Here is a 19771-nt window from a genome sequence, read left to right on the forward strand (position 1 = left end):
ATGGCGGCGGGGGCCTCCGTTCTGCCCCCACCGGGACAACCGGGACAATGGGCCCGTGCTCCACGATCTGTTCACCCCCTCCGTCCAACACGCCCTCGACCTCGTGGGCATCTTCGTCTTCGCCATCTCCGGCGCCCTCCTCGCCGTCCGCAAGAACTTCGACGTCTTCGGCATCGCCGTCCTCGCCGAGGTCACCGCCCTCGGCGGCGGACTCTTCCGCGACCTGGTCATCGGCGCCGTGCCGCCCGCCGCCTTCACCGACCTCGGCTACTTCCTGATGCCGCTGATCGCGACGGCCTTCGTCTTCTTCCTCCACCCGGAGGTCGAGCGCACCCAGGCCGCCGTCAACGTGTTCGACGCGGCGGGGCTGGGCCTGTTCTGCGTGACGGGGACGACGAAGGCGTACGACTACGGCCTCGGCCTGACCTCCTCCGCCGCGCTGGGGCTCGCGACCGCCGTCGGCGGCGGTGTGCTGCGGGACGTGCTGGCGAACGAGGTGCCGTCGCTGCTGCGCTGGGACCGGGACCTGTACGCCGTCCCGGCGATCGTGGGCGCGACGATGGTCGTGCTCTGCATCCGTTTCGACGTGCTCAACGGGTTCACGAGCGGCGCCGCCGTCGTGACCGCCTTCGCGCTCCGCCTCTTCGCGATGCGCTACCACTGGCGCGCGCCCCGCGCCTGGAACCGCCGCTCCTCCGCGCGTGAGGAACCGGAAAAAGCTACCGCTCAGTAGCTAGCTGCGGTACCGTCGGAAACATGAGCACGAGCACCGATGCGACCGCCGTCGTGACGTACGAGTTCGACCGCGACACCGCCGTCACCCTCCGGGAACCCGGCGTCTACGACGCCGACCTCTCCGCCGGCTGGACGATCATCCACGCCGTCAACGGCGGCTACCTCCTCGCCCTGCTCGGCCGCGCCCTCGGCGATCACCTCCCGCACCCGGACCCGTTCACGATCTCGGCGCACTACCTCACGCCGTCCGTGCCGGGCCCCGCGGTTATCCGGACGGAGACCGTCCGCACCGGCCGGACGCTCTCCACCGGCCAGGCCTCGCTCTTCCAGTACGCCGAGGACGGCACCGAGGTCGAGCGCATCCGCGTCCTCGCCTCGTACGGAGACCTCGACGCCCTCCCGGACGACGTCCGCACCGCCGCGGCGCCCCCGGCGATGGCGCCGATCGAGAACTGCTTCAGCGCCGCCGACAACCCGGCCCCGAGGATCCCCGGCTCCTCCGCGATCGCCGACCGCCTCGACCTCCGCCTCGACCCGGCCTGCGTCGGCTGGGCCGTCGGCGCGCCGTCGGGGAAGGGCGAGATGCGCGCCTGGTTCGGCCTGGCCGACGGCCGTGAGCCGGACCCCCTCTCCCTCCTGCTCGCGGTCGACGCCCTGCCGCCGACCTCCTTCGAGCTGGGCCTCAAGGGGTGGACCCCGACCGTGGAGCTCACCACCCACGTCCGGTGCCGCCCGGCGCCCGGGCCGCTGCGGGTCTCCATCACGACCCGGAACCTCGCCGGCGGCTTCCTGGAGGAGGACGCCGAGGTCTGGGACAGCGCGGGCCGCCTGGTGGCCCAGTCCCGCCAACTGGCCCGCGCCCCCCGCGCCTGACCCTCCTGCGGGACCCCCGCCCCCGCGCTTCCGCCCGTGCGGGGCCCACACCCGACGGGGCGACGCCCCCGCCCACCCGCCACGCGGCCCCCGCGCCCGGCGGGGCGGTGCCCACCCGCCGTGTGGGCGGTCGTCCCGCTGGGGCGGGACGGGTGGGCACACGGGACGGCGCACTTCGCGGCGCCTCCGCGTTCCGCGCCTGGACCCGCACCCCGAGCGCCGGTGCACCGGTGGTGGCCGTTCAGGTGCGGGAGCCTGGGCCCGGCAAGGGGCGCCGTCCCCGTTGTGCCCACCCTCCCCCAAGCTCTCGGTTCCGCTCGAGCAGGGGGAACCCCCTTGCCCCGGCGGAACGACCGCCCACAACGGGGGCACGGGTGGGCGCCGGCCCGGCGGAAGGGCTGCCCGCAACGGCGGGGCGCCGCCCCGGTGGAGCGGAGGGCCGCGACGGGGCCGCGGGGGCGAACCGTCCCGCGGCCGAGAACCGCCCCCGCCCCCGGCGCAAACAGGCCGGTCACCAGGCGCCGACGGACGGGCTCGTAGAATCGACCCACCATGGCTTACCTCGACCACGCCGCGACCACGCCCATGCTCCCCGAGGCGATCGAGGCGATGACCGCCCACCTCGCCGTCACGGGCAACGCCTCCTCCCTGCACGCCGCCGGACGGCGCGCCCGGCGGACCGTCGAGGAAGGACGCGAGACGCTCGCCGCCGCGCTCGGCGCGCGGCCGAGCGAGGTCGTCCTCACCTCCGGCGGCACGGAGGCGGACAACCTCGCCGTGAAGGGCCTGTACTGGGCCCGGCGCGACGCCGACCCCCGCCGCACCCGCGTCCTGGCCAGCCCGGTCGAGCACCACGCCGTCCTGGACGCCGTCGACTGGCTCGCCACCCACGAGGGCGCCCGGGTCGAGTACCTGCCCGTCGACCGCCACGGCCGCGTCCACCCGGACGCGCTCCGCGAGGCGATCGCCCGCGACCCCGAGTCCGTCGCGCTGGCCACCGTCATGTGGGCCAACAACGAGATCGGCACGATCATGCCGGTCCGCGAACTGGCCGACGCGGCCGCCGAGTTCGACGTCCCCCTGCACGCGGACGCCGTCCAGGCCGTGGGCCAGGTCCCGGTCGACTTCGCCGCCTCGGGCCTCGCCGCGATGACCGTCTCCGGCCACAAGATCGGCGGCCCGTACGGCATCGGCGCCCTGCTCCTGGGCCGCGAGCACACCCCCGTGCCCGTCCTGCACGGCGGCGGTCAGGAGCGGCACGTCCGCTCGGGCACCCTCGACGTGCCCGCCGTCGCGGCCTTCGCCGTCGCCGCCCGGCTCGCCGCCGAGCGGCAGGCGGAGTTCGCGCGCGAGGTCGGCGCCTTGCGCGACGAACTCGTCGGCGCCGTCCGGGCGGTCGTGCCCGACGCGATCCTCGGCGGCGACCCCGTCGACCGGCTCCCCGCCAACGCCCACTTCACCTTCCCCGGCTGTGAGGGCGACTCCCTGCTCCTGCTGCTCGACGCGGCCGGCATCGCCTGCTCCACCGGCTCCGCCTGCACCGCCGGCATCGCCCAGCCCAGCCACGTCCTGCTCGCCACCGGCACCGATCCGGACCTGGCCCGGGGCACCCTGCGCTTCTCGCTCGGCCACACCTCGACCGAGGAGGACGTGGCGGCGGTCGCCGGGGCGATCGGCCCGGCGGTCGAGCGGGCCAGGACCGCCGGCCTCAGCTGAGCCGCGCGCGCTCCCGCTCCACCAGGGGCATGTACCGGTCCCAGTCCCAGTGCGGTCCGGGATCGGTGTGGTCGGTGCCCTCGACCTCGACGTGCCCGATGATGTGCTCCCGGTCCACGGGGATGCCGTACCGGGCGCATATGCCGGCCGTGAGCCGCGCCGAGCCCTCGTACATCGCCGCCGTGAAGTCCTGCGGCCGTTCGACGAAGCCCTCGTGCTCGATGCCGATGCTCCGCTCGTTCATGTCGCGGTTCCCGGCGTGGAAGGCCACGTCGAGCTCGCGGATCATCTGCGCCACATGGCCGTCCCTGCGGACCACGTAGTGCGCGGCGGCCCCGTGCCCCGGGTCCTTGAAGACCTTCAGCGCGGTCGCGTAACTGCCCTGGACGACGTGGATCACGACCCGGTCGATCGTGTAGTCGTCCGGCCGGTCGGCCCGCCGCCAGTTCGCCCGCGCCGCCGAGGTCCACTCGGCGCCCTTGTGGTCCAGCTCCCCCTCGACCCTCTTCTTCTCCATCCCCGGCAGGCGCCACCACAGGCGCCCCAGCTCGTCCCCGGCCAGCGCGACCGTGCCCACCGCGGCGGCCGCGCCGCCGATCAGCACGGCCCGCCGGCCCACCCGCCGCCTGTCCGGCCCGGTCCCCGCGCCGTTCGACTCGCTCCCCATGCCACGGAGAACGCTCATCACCGCGACCGCGGTTCCCGGCGCCCCGTACCCTGGTAGGGCTATGACTCAGACTCCGCCCCAGCGCCCCCACGCCCGCCCCCTCCGGGTACTTGCCGCCATGTCCGGCGGAGTGGACTCCGCCGTCGCCGCCGCCCGCGCGGCCGAAGCCGGTCACGACGTCACCGGCGTGCACCTGGCCCTCTCCGCGAACCCGCAGTCCTTCCGCACCGGAGCGCGCGGCTGCTGCACGATCGAGGACTCGCGCGACGCACGCCGGGCGGCCGACGTCATCGGCATCCCCTTCTACGTGTGGGACCTCGCCGAGCGGTTCCGCGAGGACGTCGTCGACGACTTCGTCGCGGAGTACGAGGCGGGCCGCACCCCCAACCCGTGCCTGCGCTGCAACGAGAAGATCAAGTTCGCGGCGCTCCTCGACAAGGCGCTCGCCCTCGGCTTCGACGCTGTCTGCACCGGGCACTACGCCACCGTCGTCCTGAACGAGGACGGCACCCGCGAGCTGCACCGGGCCTCCGACATGGCCAAGGACCAGTCGTACGTCCTCGGCGTGCTCGACGAGAAGCAGCTGGCGCACGCGATGTTCCCGCTCGGCGACACCCTCACCACCAAGGACGAGATCCGGGCGGAGGCCGAGCGGCGCGGCCTCGCGGTCGCGAAGAAGCCCGACAGCCACGACATCTGCTTCATCGCCGACGGCGACACCCAGGGCTTCCTCGCCGCCCGCCTGGGCAAGGCGGAGGGCGACATCGTCGACGAGACCGGGACGAAGGTCGGCACCCACGAGGGCGCGTACGGCTTCACCATCGGCCAGCGCAAGGGCCTGCGAATCGGCCACCCGGCCCCGGACGGCAAGCCCCGCTACGTCCTCGACATCTCGCCCGTGAACAACACGGTCACCGTCGGCCCCGCCGAGGCCCTCGACGTCACCGCCCTCACCGCGATCAAGCCCCGCTGGTGCGGCACCGCCCCCGAGGGGCCCGGCCGCTACACCGCCCAGCTCCGCGCCCACGGCGGCGAGACGCCGGTGAGCGCGGCGATGGAGGACGGCGAGCTGAAGGTCGCCTTCGACGAGCCGGTCCGCGGCGTCGCCCCCGGCCAGGCGATCGTCCTGTACGACGGCACGCGCGTGGTCGGCTCGGCGACGATCGCGACGACCACGCGGCGTACGACCGCACCGGCCACCGCCTAGGTTCTGTCGTCGCGGGCAGGCGGCGGTCCGACGACAGGGCCCAGGACCTGCCGCCTCAGGCCGGCTCGTCGAGGAACTCCTCCAGGACCGGCGCCAGGACGTGCGGGGCCGGCTCGTGGGTCTGGCCCGTGAGGGTGCGGTGTCGGGCCCGGGGGAGCGCCGCCGCCAGGGCGCGCGCCGCGCCCCGCGTCACCGCCGGGCTCGCGCCCCCGTCGACGACGAGCACGCGCGCGTGGACCGCCGGCACGAGCCCGGCCGTGTACGGCGGCTCGTACACCGACACCGCGCCCACCGGGAGCCCGGCCGCCGCCCCCGCCAGCGCGAGGGCCCCGCCCGTCTCCGTGCCGTGCACGGCCGCCCCCGGCCCCGCCGCCTCCAGGACGGCCGCCAGGTCCTCGATCTCCCGCTCCACCGCGACGGCGCTCCGCCGCTCGTACGTCAGGACGGAGAAGCGCCGGGCGAGCAGTCCCGCGAGCGCCCGCCCGCCCCCGTCCGCGCCGTCCACCAGCACGACGGCCCCCCTCCCGTCCCCGTACCGCTCGTACGCGATCTCCGTACCGTCCCGCGACACGACCCGGCCCCGGACCCCGCTCGGCTTGGTGCTCACCTCGTCCATGGCAGGGCAGACCGGAGCCGTCACGGGAACTCATCGCCGCCCGCCGGACTTTTTCGCGGCGCCTTACGGTGGAGCCCATGAACATCTGCGTCTTCCTCTCGGCCGCCGACCTCGACGAGCGGTACACGGCCCCGGCCCGCGAGTTCGCCACGCTCCTCGGCAAGTCCGGCCACACCCTCGTCTGGGGCGGCTCCGACACCGGCCTGATGAAGGTCGTCGCGGACGGGGTCCAGGAGGCGGGCGGCCGGCTCGTCGGCGTCTCCGTCGACTTCCTCGCCCACAAGGCCCGCCCGAACGCCGACCAGATGGTCGTCGCCGGGGACCTGGCCGAGCGCAAGGCGCTGCTCCTCGCCAAGTCCGACGCCGTCGTGGTCATGGTCGGCGGCACGGGCACCCTCGACGAGGCCACCGAGATCCTGGAGCTGAAGAAGCACGGCAAGCACTCCAAGCCGGTCGTCCTCCTCAACACCGCCGGCTTCTACGACGGCCTCAAGGCCCAGTTCCGCCGCATGGAGGACGAGGGCTTCCTCCCGCTCCCCCTCGCCGACCTCGCCTTCTTCGCGGACGACGGTCCGACGGCCCTCGCCCACCTGGAGGCCGGGATCGGCTCCCGCTGATGCGAGCATGGTGCCCATGGCTACACATGTGATCACCGGAGCGGGTTCCGGCATCGGCGCGGCCGTCGCGCGCCGCCTCCACGCGCGCGGGGACGAGCTCGTGCTCCACGCGCGCGACGCGGGGCGGGCCAAGGAGCTCGCCGCGCAGTTCCCCGGCGCGCGCACGCTCGTCGGGGACCTGGCCGACCCGGACCGGCTTTCCTGGGCCTTCTCGCACCAGAGCCTGCCCGACCGGGTGGACGGCCTGCTGCACATCGCGGGGGTCGTCGACCTCGGGCCGGTCGGGGAGCTGACCCCGAAGACCTGGCACCACCAGCTGAACGTCAACCTGGTCGCCCCGGCCGAGCTGACCCGCCACTTCCTGCCGCAGCTGCGGGTCTCCCAGGGGCACGTCGTCTTCGTGAACTCGGGCGCCGGCCTCAACGCGCACGCGGAGTGGGGCGCGTACGCCGCCTCCAAGCACGGCCTCAAGGCCCTCGCGGACTCCCTGCGCCACGAGGAGCACGCCAACGGGGTGCGGGTGACCTCGGTCTACCCGGGCCGCACCGCCAGCCCCATGCAGGCGAAGGTCCACCGGCAGGAGGGCAAGGAGTACGACCCGTCGAAGTGGATCGACCCCGAGTCCGTCGCGACGGCGATCCTCACCGCGATCGACCTGCCGCGCGACGCGGAGATCAACGACCTGACCGTGCGTCCGGGGCGATAGGCATGGACGAGACCAAGCTCTGGGGCCCGGCCACCGGTGTCGGGTCCCTGCCCGGCGGCGACGCGCGCGAGGCGGCGAAGACGGCCACCGGATCGTTCGAGGACTTCCCGTTCCTCGCGGAACTGCCCTCGCGCGGGCCCGGCGCCGACATGATCGGCCGGACGACCGGGATGCTCGTCGACCTGTACGCGCACGTGGAGCCGAGCGGCTGGCGGATCAGCGACCGGCCCGGCCGCGACACCAAGCGGGCCCGTTCCTGGCTCGGCGAGGACCTGGACGCCCTGGAGGAGTTCACCCAGGGGTACGAGGGTCCGCTCAAGGTCCAGGCCGTGGGCCCGTGGACGCTCGCCGCGGCCCTGGAGCTGCGCGGCGGCGAGGCCGCCCTCGGCGACGCCGGCGCCTGCCGCGACCTGGCGGCGTCCCTCGCGGAGGGGCTGCGCGAGCACCTCGCGGAGGTCGCCAAGCGGGTGCCGGGGGCGCGGATCGTGCTCCAGCTCGACGAGCCCTCGCTCACCGCCGTGCTGCGCGGGCAGATCCGCACCGCCAGCGGCTACCGCACCCACCGGGCCGTGGACCGGCAGGTGGTGGAGAGCGCCCTGCGGGACGTGACGGCCGTCCACGGCGGCCCGGTGGTCGTCCACTCCTGCGCGCCCGACGTGCCGTTCGCACTGCTGCGCCGCGCCGGGGCGGCGGGCATCTCGTTCGACTTCTCGCTCCTCACCGAACGTGACGAGGAGGCGATCGGCGAGGCCGTGGAGGCGGGGACGAAGCTCTTCGCCGGTGTGGTGCCGTCCACCGACACGGCATTGTCGGACCCGGGAGGTAGCGTCATGGGTGTCAGGACGCTGTGGCGCAGGCTGGGGCTGAATCCGGGGACTCTGGCGGAGTCGGTCGTGGTCACGCCCTCGTGCGGCCTCGCGGGCGCGTCGCCCGCCTATGCCCGGGCGGCGCTCGCCCACTGCGTCAGAGCGGCACGGTCGCTCGCGGACAACCCTGAGTAACGGAAGGACGAAACGGTGGCAGTCGAACAGGGGGCCCTGCCCGCCGAGGCACGGGAGAAGCACGCCGACCTTGCCGAGCAGGTCGAGGAGCACCGCTTCCGGTACTACGTGAAGGACCAGCCGGTCATCAGCGACGGCGAGTTCGACAGGCTGCTGCGCGCGCTGGAGGCGCTGGAGGAGGAGTATCCGGAGCTGCGGACGCCGGACTCGCCGACCCAGAAGGTCGCCGGGCAGTACGAGACCGAGTTCACCGCCGTCGAGCACCGGGAGCGGATGCTCTCCCTGGACAACGCCTTCGACGACGAGGAGTTGGCCACCTGGGCGGAGCGGGTCGCGAGGGACGTCGGCACCCCCGACTTCCACTACCTGTGCGAGCTGAAGGTCGACGGCCTCGCGGTCAACCTCACCTACGAGCACGGGCGGCTGACCCGGGCCGCCACCCGCGGCGACGGCCGCACCGGCGAGGACATCACGCCCAACGTCCGGACGATCGCCGACATCCCGGAGCGGCTGCGCGGCGACCGCATCCCGGCGCTCGTGGAGATCCGCGGCGAGGTCTACTTCCCGATGGAGGCCTTCGAGGGGCTCAACGCCCGTCTGGTGGAGGCCGGTGACAAGCCCTTCGCCAACCCGCGCAACGCGGCCGCCGGTTCGCTCCGCCAGAAGGACCCGAAGGTCACCGCCTCCCGCCCGCTCCACATGGTGGTGCACGGCATCGGCGCCCGCGAGGGCTTCGAGATCTCGCGGCTCTCGGAGGCGTACGGACTGCTCCGCGAGTGGGGTCTGCCCACCGCCCGGCACAACAAGGTGGTCGACTCGCTCGCCGACGTGCGGGAGTTCATCGCGTACTTCGGGGAGAACCGTCACTCCGTCGAGCACGAGATCGACGGGGTCGTCGTCAAGCTCGACGAGATCCCGCTCCAGGGCCGTCTCGGCTCCACCGCGCGCGCCCCGCGCTGGGCGATCGCCTGGAAGTACGCGCCGGAGGAGGTCAACACCAAACTGGTCGACATCAAGGTCGGCGTCGGCCGCACCGGCCGCGTCACCCCGTACGCCCAGGTCGAGCCGGTGACCGTGGCCGGCTCCGAGGTCGAGTTCGCCACCCTCCACAACCAGGAGGTGGTGAAGTCCAAGGGCGTCCTCATCGGCGACACCGTCGTGCTGCGCAAGGCCGGAGACGTGATCCCGGAGATCCTCGGCCCGGTCGCCGACCTGCGGGACGGCACCGAGCGGGAGTTCGTGATGCCCGCCGAGTGCCCGGAGTGCGGGACGCCGCTGAAGGCGATGAAGGAGGGAGACATCGACCTCCGCTGCCCGAACGCCCGGACGTGCCCGGCCCAGCTGCGCGAGCGCGTCGAGTTCCTCGCCGGCCGCGAGTGCCTGGACATCGAGAAGTTCGGTGCCGTGGCCGCCGCCGCCCTGACCCAGCCCCTGGAGCCGGCCGAGCCGCCGCTCAGGGACGAGGGCGACCTCTTCGACCTCACCATCGAGCAGCTCCTGCCGATCAGGGCGTACGTCCTCGACGCGGCCAGCGGGCTGCCGAAGCGGGACCCGAAGACCGGCGAGGAGAAGATCGCCAGGGTCTTCGCCAACCAGAAGGGCGAGCCGAAGAAGAACGCGCTCGCGATGCTGGAGAACATCGCGGCGGCGAAGACGCGGCCGCTCGCCCGCTTCATCAACGGGCTCTCCATCCGGCACGTGGGGCCGGTCGCGGCCGAGGCGCTGGCCCGCGAGTTCCGCTCCCTGGAGCGGATCGAGCAGGCGAGCGAGGAGGAGCTGGCGGCCGTGGACGGGGTCGGCGGGATCATCGCGGCCGCCGTGAAGCAGTGGTTCTCGGAGGAGTGGCACCGCGAGATCGTGCGCAAGTGGCGTGCGGCCGGGGTCACCCTGGAGGACGAAGGGGCCGGAGAGGACGAGGGCCCGCGTCCGCTGGAGGGCCTGACGGTCGTGGTGACCGGCACCCTGGAGAAGTTCACCAGGGATGGCGCAAAAGAGTCGCTCCAGCGGCTCGGAGCAAAGGTGACCGGTTCCGTTTCGAAGAAGACCAGCTTCGTGGTCGTGGGTGAAAACCCTGGTTCGAAGTACGACAAGGCGATGCAGCTGAAGGTTCCGGTTCTGGATGAGGAAGGCTTCTCCGTCCTGCTCGAACAGGGGCCCGAGGCGGCTCGGGAAGCCGCGGTGCCCGTCGCCGGGTGACCCGCCGGAGGACCGCGGAAGCTCACCCGTTCGGCGCATACCAGATCGTTAGGGGTGGCCTGGTCGCATTCGGGCAAGAGAGGGAGAGCGCTGCCCGTCGGAGCCCTCGGCGGCCTACTGTGGTGACCGTGCGTCCAGTCCTGCACGCCCGCGCGAGGGCTCTGCCGGGCATGGCGTCAGGACATCGGCCCCGTGGTACCAGGAGCGGCCGCCCGACAGCGGCCGCACGCCGGACGACGTACGGCCGGACGACGGACGGCCGCGTCACCGCGGCCCATCGCACACCGACGGCACCGCCGCCTGTGAGAGGGACGGGAATGGAACCGACCGAGAGCGCCGCCCCGGTCCCACGGCCGCACGGCCGTGTGGTCCCCCTGGGCTTCCCCTCCCGGCTGCCCGCAGCCGTGGTGGGCATCGCCGCCGTCGTGCTCGCCGCCGGGCTCCAGCGAGCCCTGAGCGGCGGCCGGGGACTCTTCCCCGGCGGCGTCGCCGGCTGGTCCCTGGCCGTCCTCACCGGCCTCATCGTCGGCCACCTGGTCGCCCTCGGCCGGGACCGCTGGTGGGGCGGCACCGGCTCCGGCGCCGCCCTCACCCTCGCCGTCCTCCTGCTCTACGGCTGGGTGCCCGCCGGACTCGTCTCGCTGACCGTCGTCACCCTGGTCGGCGTCGCCCGCCGCCACCGCTGGCGCCAGGGCCTGCTGCACGGCGCCGCCGACGTCCTCGGCGTCGGCGCCGCCGCCCTCGTCCTCGCCCTCTTCGGAGACGTACCGACCGTCGAACAGCCCTGGCAGCCCCTCGACTGGACGATCGGGGACCTCCCGGAAGCCGTCCTCGCCGCCGGCGCCTACCTGGTGGTCACCCGCCTCCTCCTGTGGTACACGCTCGCCCCCCCGGGCCGCGGACTGCCCACCATCGCCCGCTCCGCCCTCCTCCGGCAGGGCCTCGTCGCCGTCGCCCTGCTCGGCATCGCCCCCCTCATCTGCGTCGTCGCCGCCACCCGGCCGGTCCTCCTGCCGCTCTTCGCCGTCCCCCTCATCGCCCTCGACTCCACCCTCTGGATCGCCCGCGCCCGCGCCGAGGAACAGCTCCGCGACCCGCTCACCGGGCTCCCCAACCGCCAGTGGCTCCTGGAGCGGGCCTGGACCGCCCTGGAGGAGGCCGAGGGTCAGGGAGCCCGCGCCGCCCTCGTCCTGATCGACCTGGACCGCTTCCGCTCGGTCAACGACACCCTCGGGCACCTCGCCGGCGACCGGCTGCTCCTCCAGATCGCCGAGCGGCTCCGCCTCGCCCTGCCCCGCGGCGCCGAGGCCGCCCGGCTCGGCGGCGACGAGTTCGCCGTCCTGCTGCCCACCGCCGACTCCACCACCAGCGCCCAGCGCGTCGCCCGCCACCTCGTCGCCGAGCTCTCCTCCCCGCTCGACCTCGACGGCCTCACCCTCGTCCTGGAGGCCAGCGCCGGCGTCGCCGTCTTCCCCGACCACGCCCTCGACGCCGAGGGCCTGCTGCGCCGCGCCGACGTCGCCATGTACCAGGCCAAGCGCGACCGCACCGGCGTCGAGGTCTACGAGTCCAAGCGCGACTCCAACACCCCCGACCGCCTCGGCCTGCTCGGCGACCTCCGCCGCGCCCTCGACGCCGGCGAGGTCGAACTCCACTACCAGCCCAAGGTCCGCTTCGACGGCCAGGTCGCCGGCCTGGAGGCGCTGGTCCGCTGGGTCCACCCCGAGCGCGGAAAGGTCCCGCCGGACGAGTTCATCGCCATCGCCGAGTCCTCCGGCCTGATGCCGCACCTCACCGAGTACGTCCTGGAGACCGCGCTCGCCCAGGTCGCCCGCTGGCGCGCCCAGAACCTCAACGTCCCGGTCGCCGTCAACGTCTCGCCGCGCGACGTCCACACCCCCGGCTTCGCCGGCGCCGTCGCCGCCCGCCTCGCCCGCCACGGCGTCCCGGCCGGCGCCCTCCAGCTGGAGATAACGGAGCACGTGCTCCTGGAGGACCCCCAGCGGGCCGCCGACACGCTGAACGGCCTCACCGGCCACGGCGTCAAGATGTCCCTCGACGACTTCGGCACCGGCTACTCCTCCCTCGTCCACCTCCGCCGGCTGCCCGTCAGCGAACTGAAGATCGACCGCTCCTTCGTGGCCCGGCTCGCCGTCGACACCGAGGACGCCGAGATCGTCCGCTGCACCGTCGACCTCGCCCACTCCCTCGGCCTCCTCGTCGTCGCCGAGGGCGTCGAGGACGACGAGACCTGGGAGCGCCTGCGCGACCTGGGCTGCGACGCCGTCCAGGGCTGGCTGGTCGCCGCCGCGATGCCGCCCGGCGAGGCCACCGCCTGGCTCCTGGCCCGCGGCGAGCACGGCTGGCGCCGCCCCGCCGACATCGCCGCCCAGGTCGACCTGGACCACCCGTCGGGCCAGGTCGTGCAGTGAGCCCGCCCCTCCCGGGGCAAACCGTTTCACGGGCAGCGGCACCGGCCCCATAGGATTGGGCCAACACCATCAAACTCACCCCGTGAGGATCCGCATGCCTGGCATCACGCGCGAGGAGGTCGCCCACCTCGCACGGCTGGCGCGTCTGGAGCTGAAGGGCGAAGAACTCGATCACTTCGCCGGCCAGCTCGACGACATCATCGGCGCGGTCGCCCGCGTCTCCGAGGTCGCCGACCAAGACGTACCGCCGACCTCCCACCCGCTGCCGCTGACCAATGTCATGCGCGCGGACGAGGTCCGTCCGTCGCTCACCCCCGAGCAGGCGCTCTCCGGCGCCCCGGCCCAGGAGCAGCAGCGTTTCAAGGTGCCGCAGATCCTGGGGGAGGACTAAGAAGTCATGACGGACAACACCATCATCAAGCTCACCGCGGCCGAGATCGCCGGGAAGATCGCCGCCGGCGAGCTCACCGCCGTCGAGGTCACCGAGGCCCACCTCGCCCGCATCGAGGCCGTCGACGAGAAGGTCCACGCCTTCCTGCACGTCGACCGCGAGGGCGCCCTCGCCCAGGCCCGTGCCGTCGACGAGAAGCGCGCCCGCGGCGAGAAGCTCGGCCCGCTCGCCGGCGTGCCGCTCGCGCTCAAGGACATCTTCACCACCGTCGGCATGCCGACCACCGTGGGCTCGAAGATCCTGGAGGGCTGGATCCCGCCGTACGACGCGACCCTGGTCAAGAACCTCAAGGCCGCCGACGTCGTCATCCTCGGCAAGACCAACATGGACGAGTTCGCGATGGGCTCCTCCACGGAGAACAGCGCGTACGGCCCGACGGGCAACCCCTGGGACCTGACCCGGATCCCCGGCGGCTCCGGCGGCGGCTCCTCGGCCGCCCTCGCCGCGTACGAGGCCCCGCTCGCCATCGGCACGGACACCGGCGGCTCCATCCGCCAGCCCGCCGCCGTCACCGGCACCGTCGGCGTCAAGCCGACCTACGGCGGCGTCTCCCGCTACGGCATGGTGGCCTTCTCGTCCTCCCTGGACCAGGGCGGCCCCTGTGCCCGCACGGTCCTGGACGCGGCCCTCCTCCACGAGGCGATCGCCGGGCACGACCCGCTCGACTCGACCTCCATCGACGCCCCGGTCCCGCCGGTCGTCGAGGCCGCGCGCAACGGTTCGGTCGCGGGCATGCGCGTCGGCGTCGTCAAGCAGTTCCGCGGCGAGGGCTACCAGGCCGGCGTCGTGCAGCGCTTCGACGAGTCCGTCGAGCTGCTCAAGTCGCTGGGCGCCGAGATCGTCGAGTTGGACTGCCCGACCTTCGACCTCGCCCTTTCGGCGTACTACCTGATCGCGCCGTCCGAGTGCTCCTCCAACCTGGCCCGCTTCGACGCCATGCGCTACGGCCTGCGGGTCGGCGACGACGGCACGCGGTCCGCCGAGGACGTCACCGCCCTCACCCGTGAGGCCGGCTTCGGCGACGAGGTCAAGCGCCGCATCATCCTCGGTACGTACGCGCTGAGCTCCGGCTACTACGACGCGTACTACGGCTCGGCGCAGAAGGTCCGCACCCTCATCACCCGCGAGTTCGAGAAGGCCTTCGAGGAGGTGGACGTCATCGTCTCCCCGACGACCCCCACCACCGCCTTCGCGATCGGCGAGCGCGCCGACGACCCGATGGCGATGTACCTCGCGGACCTGTGCACCATCCCGACCAACCTGGCCGGCAACGCCGCCATGTCGCTCCCCTGCGGCCTCGCCCCCGAGGACGGTCTGCCGGTCGGTCTGCAGATCATCGCCCCCGCCATGAAGGACGACCGGCTCTACAAGGTCGGCGCCGCCGTCGAGGCCGCCTTCGTGGAAAAGTGGGGTCACCCGCTGCTCGAGGAGGCTCCGTCGCTGTGAGTGCCATGGCAAAGAAGGCCAAGAACTTCAAGAAGTCGAAGACGGGCATCTACGTCTCGCTGGCGACGACCGCGTTCGGCGCGGTCAGCGTCGCGAAGCAGGCCAAGCTGGCCCGCAACGACCACGACATGCTGCGGCTGATCGACTCCGCCGTGTCCGCCGCCGCCATCGTTACCGGCCTGGCGATCCTCTACCGGGAGCTGAAGCGCCTGGGCGACGACGACGTCCTGCTGGGCTGAGAGGGAAAGTCTCACCGTGACCGTCACTGAACTGCTGTCGTACGAAGCGGCGCTCGCCGAGTACGACCCCGTCATGGGCCTCGAGGTCCATGTCGAGCTCGGCACCAAGACGAAGATGTTCTGCGGCTGCTCGACCGAGCTGGGCGCGGAGCCCAACTCGCAGACCTGCCCGACCTGCCTCGGCCTGCCCGGCTCCCTGCCGGTGGTCAACGCGATCGGCGTCGAGTCCGCGATCAAGATCGGTCTCGCGCTGAACTGCGAGATCGCCGAGTGGTGCCGCTTCGCCCGGAAGAACTACTTCTATCCGGACATGCCGAAGAACTTCCAGACCTCCCAGTACGACGAGCCGATCGCCTTCAACGGCTACCTGGACGTCCAGCTGGAGGACGGCGAGGTCTTCCGCGTGGAGATCGAGCGCGCCCACATGGAGGAGGACACCGGCAAGTCCACCCACATCGGTGGCGCGACCGGCCGCATCCACGGCGCCTCCCACTCGCTGCTCGACTACAACCGGGCCGGCATCCCGCTCATCGAGATCGTCACCAAGCCGATCGAGGGCGCGGGCGACCGGGCCCCCGAGGTCGCCAAGGCGTACGTCGCCGAGCTGCGCGAGCTGATCCGCGCCCTGGGCGTCTCCGAGGCGCGCATGGACAAGGGCCAGATGCGCTGCGACGTGAACCTCTCGCTGCGCCGGAACGGCACCAAGGCCTTCGGCACCCGCTCGGAGACGAAGAACGTCAACTCGCTCCGTTCGGTGGAGCGGGCGGCGCGCTTCGAGATCCAGCGGCACGCGGCCGTCCTCGCCTCCGGCGGGACGATCGTGCAGGAGACCCGTCACTTCCACGAGGACGACGGCACCACCACCTCCGGCCGCATCAAGGACAACGCCGAGGACTACCGGTACTTCCCGGAGCCCGACCTCGTCCCCGTCGCCCCGTCCCGCGAGTGGGTCGAGGAGCTGCGCGCCGGTCTGCCCGAGCTGCCGCGCGTGCGCCGCAACCGGCTCCGCGAGGAGTGGGGCGTCTCCGAGGTGGAGATGCAGGCCATCCTCAACGCCGGCGCGGTCGACGCGATCGTCGCCACGACCGAGGCGGGCGCGGACGCGGCCTCGGCCCGCAAGTGGTGGATGGGCGAGCTGGCCCGCAACGCCAACGAGAAGGGCGTCTCCCTGGAGGAGCTGCCCATCACGCCGGCGGACGTGGCCCGGGTCTCCGCCCTGGTCGCCTCCGGCGACCTCAACGACAAGCTGGCCCGCCAGGTCATCGAGGGCGTCCTCGCCGGCGAGGGCACCCCGGACGAGGTCGTCGAGAAGCGCGGTCTGAAGGTCGTCTCCGACGACAGCGCGCTCGGCGCGGCGGTCGACGAGGCCATCGCGGGCAACGCGGCCATCGCCGACAAGATCCGCGGCGGCAAGGTCGCCGCGGTCGGCGCCCTGGTCGGCGCGGTCATGAAGGCCACCCGTGGCCAGGCGGACGCGGCGAAGGTCAAGGACCTGATCCTGGAGAAGCTGGGCGTCAGCGAGGGCTGATCCCGGTCTCGTACGGAGTGCTCGTACGGCTCAAGGGGGCGGCCCCGCACCGGAGTTCCGGTGCGGGGCCGCCTTTCGTGCAGGTGTTCGTGCGGATCAGAAGCAGGAGACCGAGGTCGTCGGCCGCAGCAGCAGGGAGCTGGCCTCGTCGCGCTGGCCGACGCCGTTGCCGTCCACGAAGTCGTCCGACAGTCGGTCGTGGGTCACGTAGCTGCCCGGGTTCACGCAGAAGTCGAGGTTCTGGTAGCCGGGGTCGTAGTAGTAGTGGCTCTCGTAGCCGCCGGTGCTGGAGTTGCTGGCCGACCACGAGTTGTCGTTCACGAGGTGTCCGCTGGTGAAGGCGTCGTCCCTGAAGTCGTTGTCGCTGTTGAAGTAGTTGTGCACCGAGGAACCGATGCTGCCCTCGAAGAGGCAGTGGTAGCCCGAGGGGCAGCTGGGGCCGGCCGACGCGGTGGACGCGGTCGCGATGCCGCCGCCCACCAGGAGTGCGGTCGCGCCGGCCACGGCGGCGAACTTCCGGCGGAGTCCGGACTTCATCTGAAGCGTGGACATGTGAATCTCGCTTTCGTGTGGGAACATCCGCTCCTGGGCACAGGAGCGGAAGACTGTGGTGGTGGCCGGAGGCGGGATCAGCCGCCCAGCACCTCGTCGGCCGCCTTCTCCTGGCGGGCGGAGAGCTTCTTCCAGTCCCGGCCGATGTCGGGGTGCTCGTCCAGCCGGCGCTGCTGGGCGGCGGCGAGCCGCTCGTACGCGGTGGTCAGGTATCCCGTCTCCGCCTTGCAGCGCAGGTCCGCCGCGGCGACTGGGCCGTTCCGCCGTTCCGCCTCCGACCGCAGCGACCGCTGCACCCGTACGGGATCCTCGGTCTTGACCTTGGCCCGCTCCATGCACTCCCGCCAGCGCGCGGTCGCCGCACGGAACGAGGCGTCCTTCTCCACGTCCGCGCGGGCGTCCTCCTGCGCCTCGAAGAGCAGGATCCGCACTTGGAGCCAGCGCATCCGGCCGTCGCCCAGCAGGCGCGTCTCCGCCTCGGCGAGGCAGCCCTCGCCCGGCCGGGAGACGCTCAACCGCGCGCCCCTGGCGGTGACCCGCTTGGCCTCGTCACCGAAGAGCGCCCGCGCATACGCGTCGGTGCTCTCCGGGCTGCCGGGCTTGGGCGGCGCCTCGGGGGAGGGCGTGGGGGCGGCCGTGCGGGGCGGAGCCGTGGACTCGAGGCCGAAGGGCTGCGGGCGCTCGTCGGCGCCCGCGGTCTTGGGCGGCGGAACCGGGGCGTATCGGTAGCCTCGTTCGGCCATGCAGGCGATGGCGATCTTCTGCTGCGCCTCGGCGGCACGCGAGTGCGAGGCGAAGAGCAGGCCGGTGACGGGCGGCAGCCGGTGCAGCGCGGTCAGCTCGGCGGGGTCCATGACCGTCGTCGGCTTCGCTGCCGTGGCGGGCGCCGACGTCTCGCCCGTACCGGTACCGGAACACCCGGCGGCTGCGGCGACGACCAATCCGACGGCCAGTGCGCGTACGAGCCCCTGTGGCGCGGCACGCCTGCCGGAACCGCTTTTCGACAGGGTCTCGGGCATTTTACGATCCACCGTCCCGTTGATGAGGTGTGCTGGTCAGCACCGGACGGTCTGAGTCTGCGGGTGCGGGGGAGCGCTGTGAACTTGTGTGCGCTGGAGCGCAATTGTCCTGGTGGGAGGGGTTGAGGTGCTGCGCATTCACTTCACGGGGGAAGATCTCGCACGGGTCCGGATCGCGGCCGATCCGGACCCGCTGTGGGAGATGCTGCACAGCCTGAAGCTGCTGCGCGGAAGGGACGCGGGTGTGCTCTTCGGCCCATGGGTGAGGGAGTCGCTGCCCCGAGTGCCCCAGAGCGCAAGGCTGTTGACGGCGCTCGTGGAGCCCGCCGCGTACTCGGTGGACTTTCTGACGCCCACGGTCGGTGGAGGTCTCGCGGCCCAGGTGGAGGCGTTGCGGTCCACGCCCAGGCAGCGATTCGCGCAGGATCTGAGGAAGTTCGCTCGGCAGAACCCGGCACGGCGGCTTCCGGCCTGGTCCCGGGAGCTGGCGGAGGGGGAGTCCGCGATGGTCGGCCGGCTGGCCGACGCGGCGTACGCGTACGCCGACGCGGTGCTCGGTCCGTTCTGGGAGCGCATGCGCGCCCAGGTGAGCCGTGACCGGGCGCGCCGCTCGGTCACGCTCGTCGAAGGAGGCTGGGACGCGGTCCTCAGCACGCTGCATCCGTCGGTGCGCTGGGAGTACCCGGTACTCCGGGTGGAGTGCCGGGCCGACTTCGACATCCACCTCGGCGGACGTGGTCTGGTGCTTCAACCGTCACACTTCGGTCGCTGCAGACCGACGTCGCTCGCCGACCCGGCGCTGCCCCCGGTGCTCGTCTACCCGATCGAGCACGACGTCCGCTGGGCGACCCCGGGCGTGCGTCCGGCGGACGGACGGGCGCTCGCGGCCCTGATCGGTCCGACCAGGGCCACCCTGCTGTCCGCGCTGGCCGACGGCGTGGCCAACACGGGTGAGCTGGCCCGCCTCGCCGGCACCACCGCCCCCAACGCCAGCCGGCACATCACGGCCCTGCGTGAGGCGGCACTGGTCTCCAGTCAGCGCCACCGCAACGCCACTCTCCACACGGTCACAGAACTGGGCCTCGCCCTTCTGGAGGGCGGAAACCCGCGCGTCCCCGTCTAGGAGGCCGTCGTGCCGACGAAGCCGCCCCGGGCGGCGGGGGAGACGGTGAAGACGGGACCGGCCTCACCGGGCTCGGGGTCCCGGACGTGGACGGCGGCGGGGTGGGCGCCGACCTCGCCGACGAGCGCGCCGACCTCGCCGACGAGCGCGCCGACCCCGGCGGCGAGCGCGGCGACCCCGGCGGCGCCGAGGGCCCGGCGGAAGGCGCCGGCGGCGCGTCGTCGCCCGGGCGATGTCCTGCGGGGGGTGCGCCGAGGTGCCGATCCGGAGCGCCCGCTTGCCGACCTCGACCCGGATGACCCTGCGTCCGGCCGTGCGACGCGAGCGAGGTCGCCAACCACGACCGCGTCGCCGACCACGACCGCGTCGCCGACCACGACCGCTCGGCACCGAAGGACGGCCGCCTCCACCCGCTCTTCGCCGAGGGGCGGTGGAGGGCGGGGAAGAAGTCCGGGGGGCCCGGATCGCCCCGGCCGATCGGCACGACGAGAAGCGGATCCTCCCGAGCGGCCCCGGCCACCGCGTCACCCCGAGCGGGACCTGATGCCCGAGGGCCGCGGCGCACGGCCGGGGGAGAAGATCACCGGTCTGCGACGCATCCTGTGAGGATCGCCACGAAAGGGGCAAACGATCACGTTTGGCTGCGA

The 19771-nt window shown here is 73.1% G+C and carries 19 protein-coding genes; 14 read left to right on the plus strand and 5 right to left on the minus strand.

Annotated features, from left to right (window positions below):
* Window positions 1–55: 55 nt before the first annotated feature.
* From K7G60_RS03305 to K7G60_RS03315, 3 genes are all read left to right on the plus strand, one after another.
* Window positions 56–733: a trimeric intracellular cation channel family protein gene (locus K7G60_RS03305; protein ID WP_225799245.1), complete on the plus strand. Its 678-nt coding sequence runs from the start codon at window positions 56–58 to the stop codon at window positions 731–733.
* Window positions 734–756: 23 nt separating this feature from the next.
* Complete coding sequence (locus K7G60_RS03310; protein WP_225799246.1) at window positions 757–1608, plus strand: thioesterase family protein; 852 nt, start codon at window positions 757–759, stop codon at window positions 1606–1608.
* 552 nt (window positions 1609–2160) lie between these two features.
* Window positions 2161–3324, plus strand: coding sequence for a cysteine desulfurase family protein (locus tag K7G60_RS03315; protein ID WP_225799247.1), 1164 nt, complete (start codon window positions 2161–2163; stop codon window positions 3322–3324).
* On the opposite strand, the gene K7G60_RS03320 is transcribed toward K7G60_RS03315, so the two are convergent.
* Entirely contained in the window at window positions 3317–4009 is a 693-nt protein-coding gene (locus tag K7G60_RS03320; RefSeq protein WP_374115574.1) for an N-acetylmuramoyl-L-alanine amidase, read from the minus strand. The genes K7G60_RS03315 and K7G60_RS03320 overlap by 8 nt on opposite strands.
* 43 nt (window positions 4010–4052) lie before the next feature.
* Between K7G60_RS03320 and mnmA the strand changes: the two genes are divergently transcribed.
* Window positions 4053–5198 carry a tRNA 2-thiouridine(34) synthase MnmA gene (gene mnmA / locus K7G60_RS03325; RefSeq protein WP_225799248.1) on the plus strand — a complete coding sequence of 382 codons (1146 nt, stop codon included), beginning with the start codon at window positions 4053–4055 and terminating at the stop codon, window positions 5196–5198.
* Window positions 5199–5253: 55 nt separating this feature from the next.
* On the opposite strand, the gene K7G60_RS03330 is transcribed toward mnmA, so the two are convergent.
* Window positions 5254–5814: an alpha/beta hydrolase gene (locus K7G60_RS03330; protein WP_225799249.1), complete on the minus strand. Its 561-nt coding sequence runs from the start codon at window positions 5812–5814 to the stop codon at window positions 5254–5256.
* 77 nt (window positions 5815–5891) lie between these two features.
* On the opposite strand from K7G60_RS03330, the gene K7G60_RS03335 reads away from it, so the two are divergent.
* The 9 genes from K7G60_RS03335 (at window position 5892) to gatB (ending at window position 16430) form a co-directional block, all read left to right on the plus strand.
* Window positions 5892–6431: a TIGR00730 family Rossman fold protein gene (locus K7G60_RS03335; protein ID WP_225799250.1), complete on the plus strand. Its 540-nt coding sequence runs from the start codon at window positions 5892–5894 to the stop codon at window positions 6429–6431.
* Between the two features lie 7 nt (window positions 6432–6438).
* A complete protein-coding gene (locus tag K7G60_RS03340) occupies window positions 6439–7137 on the plus strand; it encodes an SDR family oxidoreductase (protein ID WP_225799251.1) in 699 nt (232 codons plus the stop codon).
* A 2-nt stretch (window positions 7138–7139) separates the two neighbouring features.
* Entirely contained in the window at window positions 7140–8138 is a 999-nt protein-coding gene (locus tag K7G60_RS03345; protein ID WP_225799252.1) for a methionine synthase, read from the plus strand.
* Between the two features lie 15 nt (window positions 8139–8153).
* Window positions 8154–10334: an NAD-dependent DNA ligase LigA gene (gene ligA, locus K7G60_RS03350; protein ID WP_225799253.1), complete on the plus strand. Its 2181-nt coding sequence runs from the start codon at window positions 8154–8156 to the stop codon at window positions 10332–10334.
* Window positions 10335–10651: 317 nt separating this feature from the next.
* Window positions 10652–12766 carry a bifunctional diguanylate cyclase/phosphodiesterase gene (locus tag K7G60_RS03355; protein ID WP_225799254.1) on the plus strand — a complete coding sequence of 705 codons (2115 nt, stop codon included), beginning with the start codon at window positions 10652–10654 and terminating at the stop codon, window positions 12764–12766.
* Between the two features lie 94 nt (window positions 12767–12860).
* Window positions 12861–13157 carry an Asp-tRNA(Asn)/Glu-tRNA(Gln) amidotransferase subunit GatC gene (gatC, locus tag K7G60_RS03360; RefSeq protein ID WP_015036350.1) on the plus strand — a complete coding sequence of 99 codons (297 nt, stop codon included), beginning with the start codon at window positions 12861–12863 and terminating at the stop codon, window positions 13155–13157.
* A 6-nt stretch (window positions 13158–13163) separates the two neighbouring features.
* Window positions 13164–14663, plus strand: a complete 1500-nt coding sequence (gatA, locus tag K7G60_RS03365; protein ID WP_225799255.1) for an Asp-tRNA(Asn)/Glu-tRNA(Gln) amidotransferase subunit GatA — start codon at window positions 13164–13166, stop codon at window positions 14661–14663.
* A gap of 5 nt (window positions 14664–14668) precedes the next feature.
* The gene (locus K7G60_RS03370; protein ID WP_030492500.1) at window positions 14669–14902 is read left to right on the plus strand and encodes a hypothetical protein; all 234 of its coding nucleotides are present in this window, start codon (window positions 14669–14671) and stop codon (window positions 14900–14902) included.
* Between the two features lie 16 nt (window positions 14903–14918).
* Window positions 14919–16430 (plus strand): Asp-tRNA(Asn)/Glu-tRNA(Gln) amidotransferase subunit GatB, encoded by a 1512-nt coding sequence (gene gatB, locus K7G60_RS03375; protein WP_225799256.1) that lies wholly within the window; start codon window positions 14919–14921, stop codon window positions 16428–16430.
* Window positions 16431–16526: 96 nt separating this feature from the next.
* On the opposite strand, the gene K7G60_RS03380 is transcribed toward gatB, so the two are convergent.
* Together K7G60_RS03380 and K7G60_RS03385 are read right to left on the minus strand one after the other, a co-directional pair.
* On the minus strand, window positions 16527–16982 hold the full coding sequence (locus tag K7G60_RS03380; protein WP_225799257.1) for a peptidase inhibitor family I36 protein: 456 nt from the start codon (window positions 16980–16982) through the stop codon (window positions 16527–16529).
* A gap of 77 nt (window positions 16983–17059) precedes the next feature.
* Window positions 17060–18001, minus strand: a complete 942-nt coding sequence (locus K7G60_RS03385; protein ID WP_225799258.1) for a hypothetical protein — start codon at window positions 17999–18001, stop codon at window positions 17060–17062.
* Window positions 18002–18128: 127 nt separating this feature from the next.
* Between K7G60_RS03385 and K7G60_RS03390 the strand changes: the two genes are divergently transcribed.
* Window positions 18129–19124 (plus strand): helix-turn-helix transcriptional regulator, encoded by a 996-nt coding sequence (locus K7G60_RS03390; protein WP_225799259.1) that lies wholly within the window; start codon window positions 18129–18131, stop codon window positions 19122–19124.
* Here the strand turns inward: K7G60_RS03390 and K7G60_RS03395 are convergent.
* The gene (locus tag K7G60_RS03395) at window positions 19121–19501 is read right to left on the minus strand and encodes a hypothetical protein (RefSeq protein ID WP_225799260.1); all 381 of its coding nucleotides are present in this window, start codon (window positions 19499–19501) and stop codon (window positions 19121–19123) included. The two genes, K7G60_RS03390 and K7G60_RS03395, sit on opposite strands and share 4 nt — an antisense overlap.
* Between the last annotated feature and the right edge of the window lie 270 nt (window positions 19502–19771).

The organism is Streptomyces sp. NK15101 (assembly GCF_020400725.1).
GTDB lineage: Bacteria > Actinomycetota > Actinomycetes > Streptomycetales > Streptomycetaceae > Streptomyces.

Coding starts and splice junctions, on each gene's coding strand:
- K7G60_RS03310 (WP_225799246.1), top strand. CDS start 757: ATGAGCACGAGCACCGATGCGACCGCCGTCGTGACGTACGAGTTCGAC.
- K7G60_RS03315 (WP_225799247.1), top strand. CDS start 2,161: ATGGCTTACCTCGACCACGCCGCGACCACGCCCATGCTCCCCGAGGCG.
- K7G60_RS03320 (WP_374115574.1), bottom strand. CDS start 4,009: ATGAGCGTTCTCCGTGGCATGGGGAGCGAGTCGAACGGCGCGGGGACC.
- mnmA (WP_225799248.1), top strand. CDS start 4,053: ATGACTCAGACTCCGCCCCAGCGCCCCCACGCCCGCCCCCTCCGGGTA.
- K7G60_RS03330 (WP_225799249.1), bottom strand. CDS start 5,814: ATGGACGAGGTGAGCACCAAGCCGAGCGGGGTCCGGGGCCGGGTCGTG.
- K7G60_RS03335 (WP_225799250.1), top strand. CDS start 5,892: ATGAACATCTGCGTCTTCCTCTCGGCCGCCGACCTCGACGAGCGGTAC.
- K7G60_RS03340 (WP_225799251.1), top strand. CDS start 6,439: ATGGTGCCCATGGCTACACATGTGATCACCGGAGCGGGTTCCGGCATC.
- K7G60_RS03345 (WP_225799252.1), top strand. CDS start 7,140: ATGGACGAGACCAAGCTCTGGGGCCCGGCCACCGGTGTCGGGTCCCTG.
- K7G60_RS03355 (WP_225799254.1), top strand. CDS start 10,652: ATGGAACCGACCGAGAGCGCCGCCCCGGTCCCACGGCCGCACGGCCGT.
- gatC (WP_015036350.1), top strand. CDS start 12,861: ATGCCTGGCATCACGCGCGAGGAGGTCGCCCACCTCGCACGGCTGGCG.
- gatA (WP_225799255.1), top strand. CDS start 13,164: ATGACGGACAACACCATCATCAAGCTCACCGCGGCCGAGATCGCCGGG.
- K7G60_RS03370 (WP_030492500.1), top strand. CDS start 14,669: ATGGCAAAGAAGGCCAAGAACTTCAAGAAGTCGAAGACGGGCATCTAC.
- K7G60_RS03380 (WP_225799257.1), bottom strand. CDS start 16,982: ATGTCCACGCTTCAGATGAAGTCCGGACTCCGCCGGAAGTTCGCCGCC.
- K7G60_RS03385 (WP_225799258.1), bottom strand. CDS start 18,001: ATGCCCGAGACCCTGTCGAAAAGCGGTTCCGGCAGGCGTGCCGCGCCA.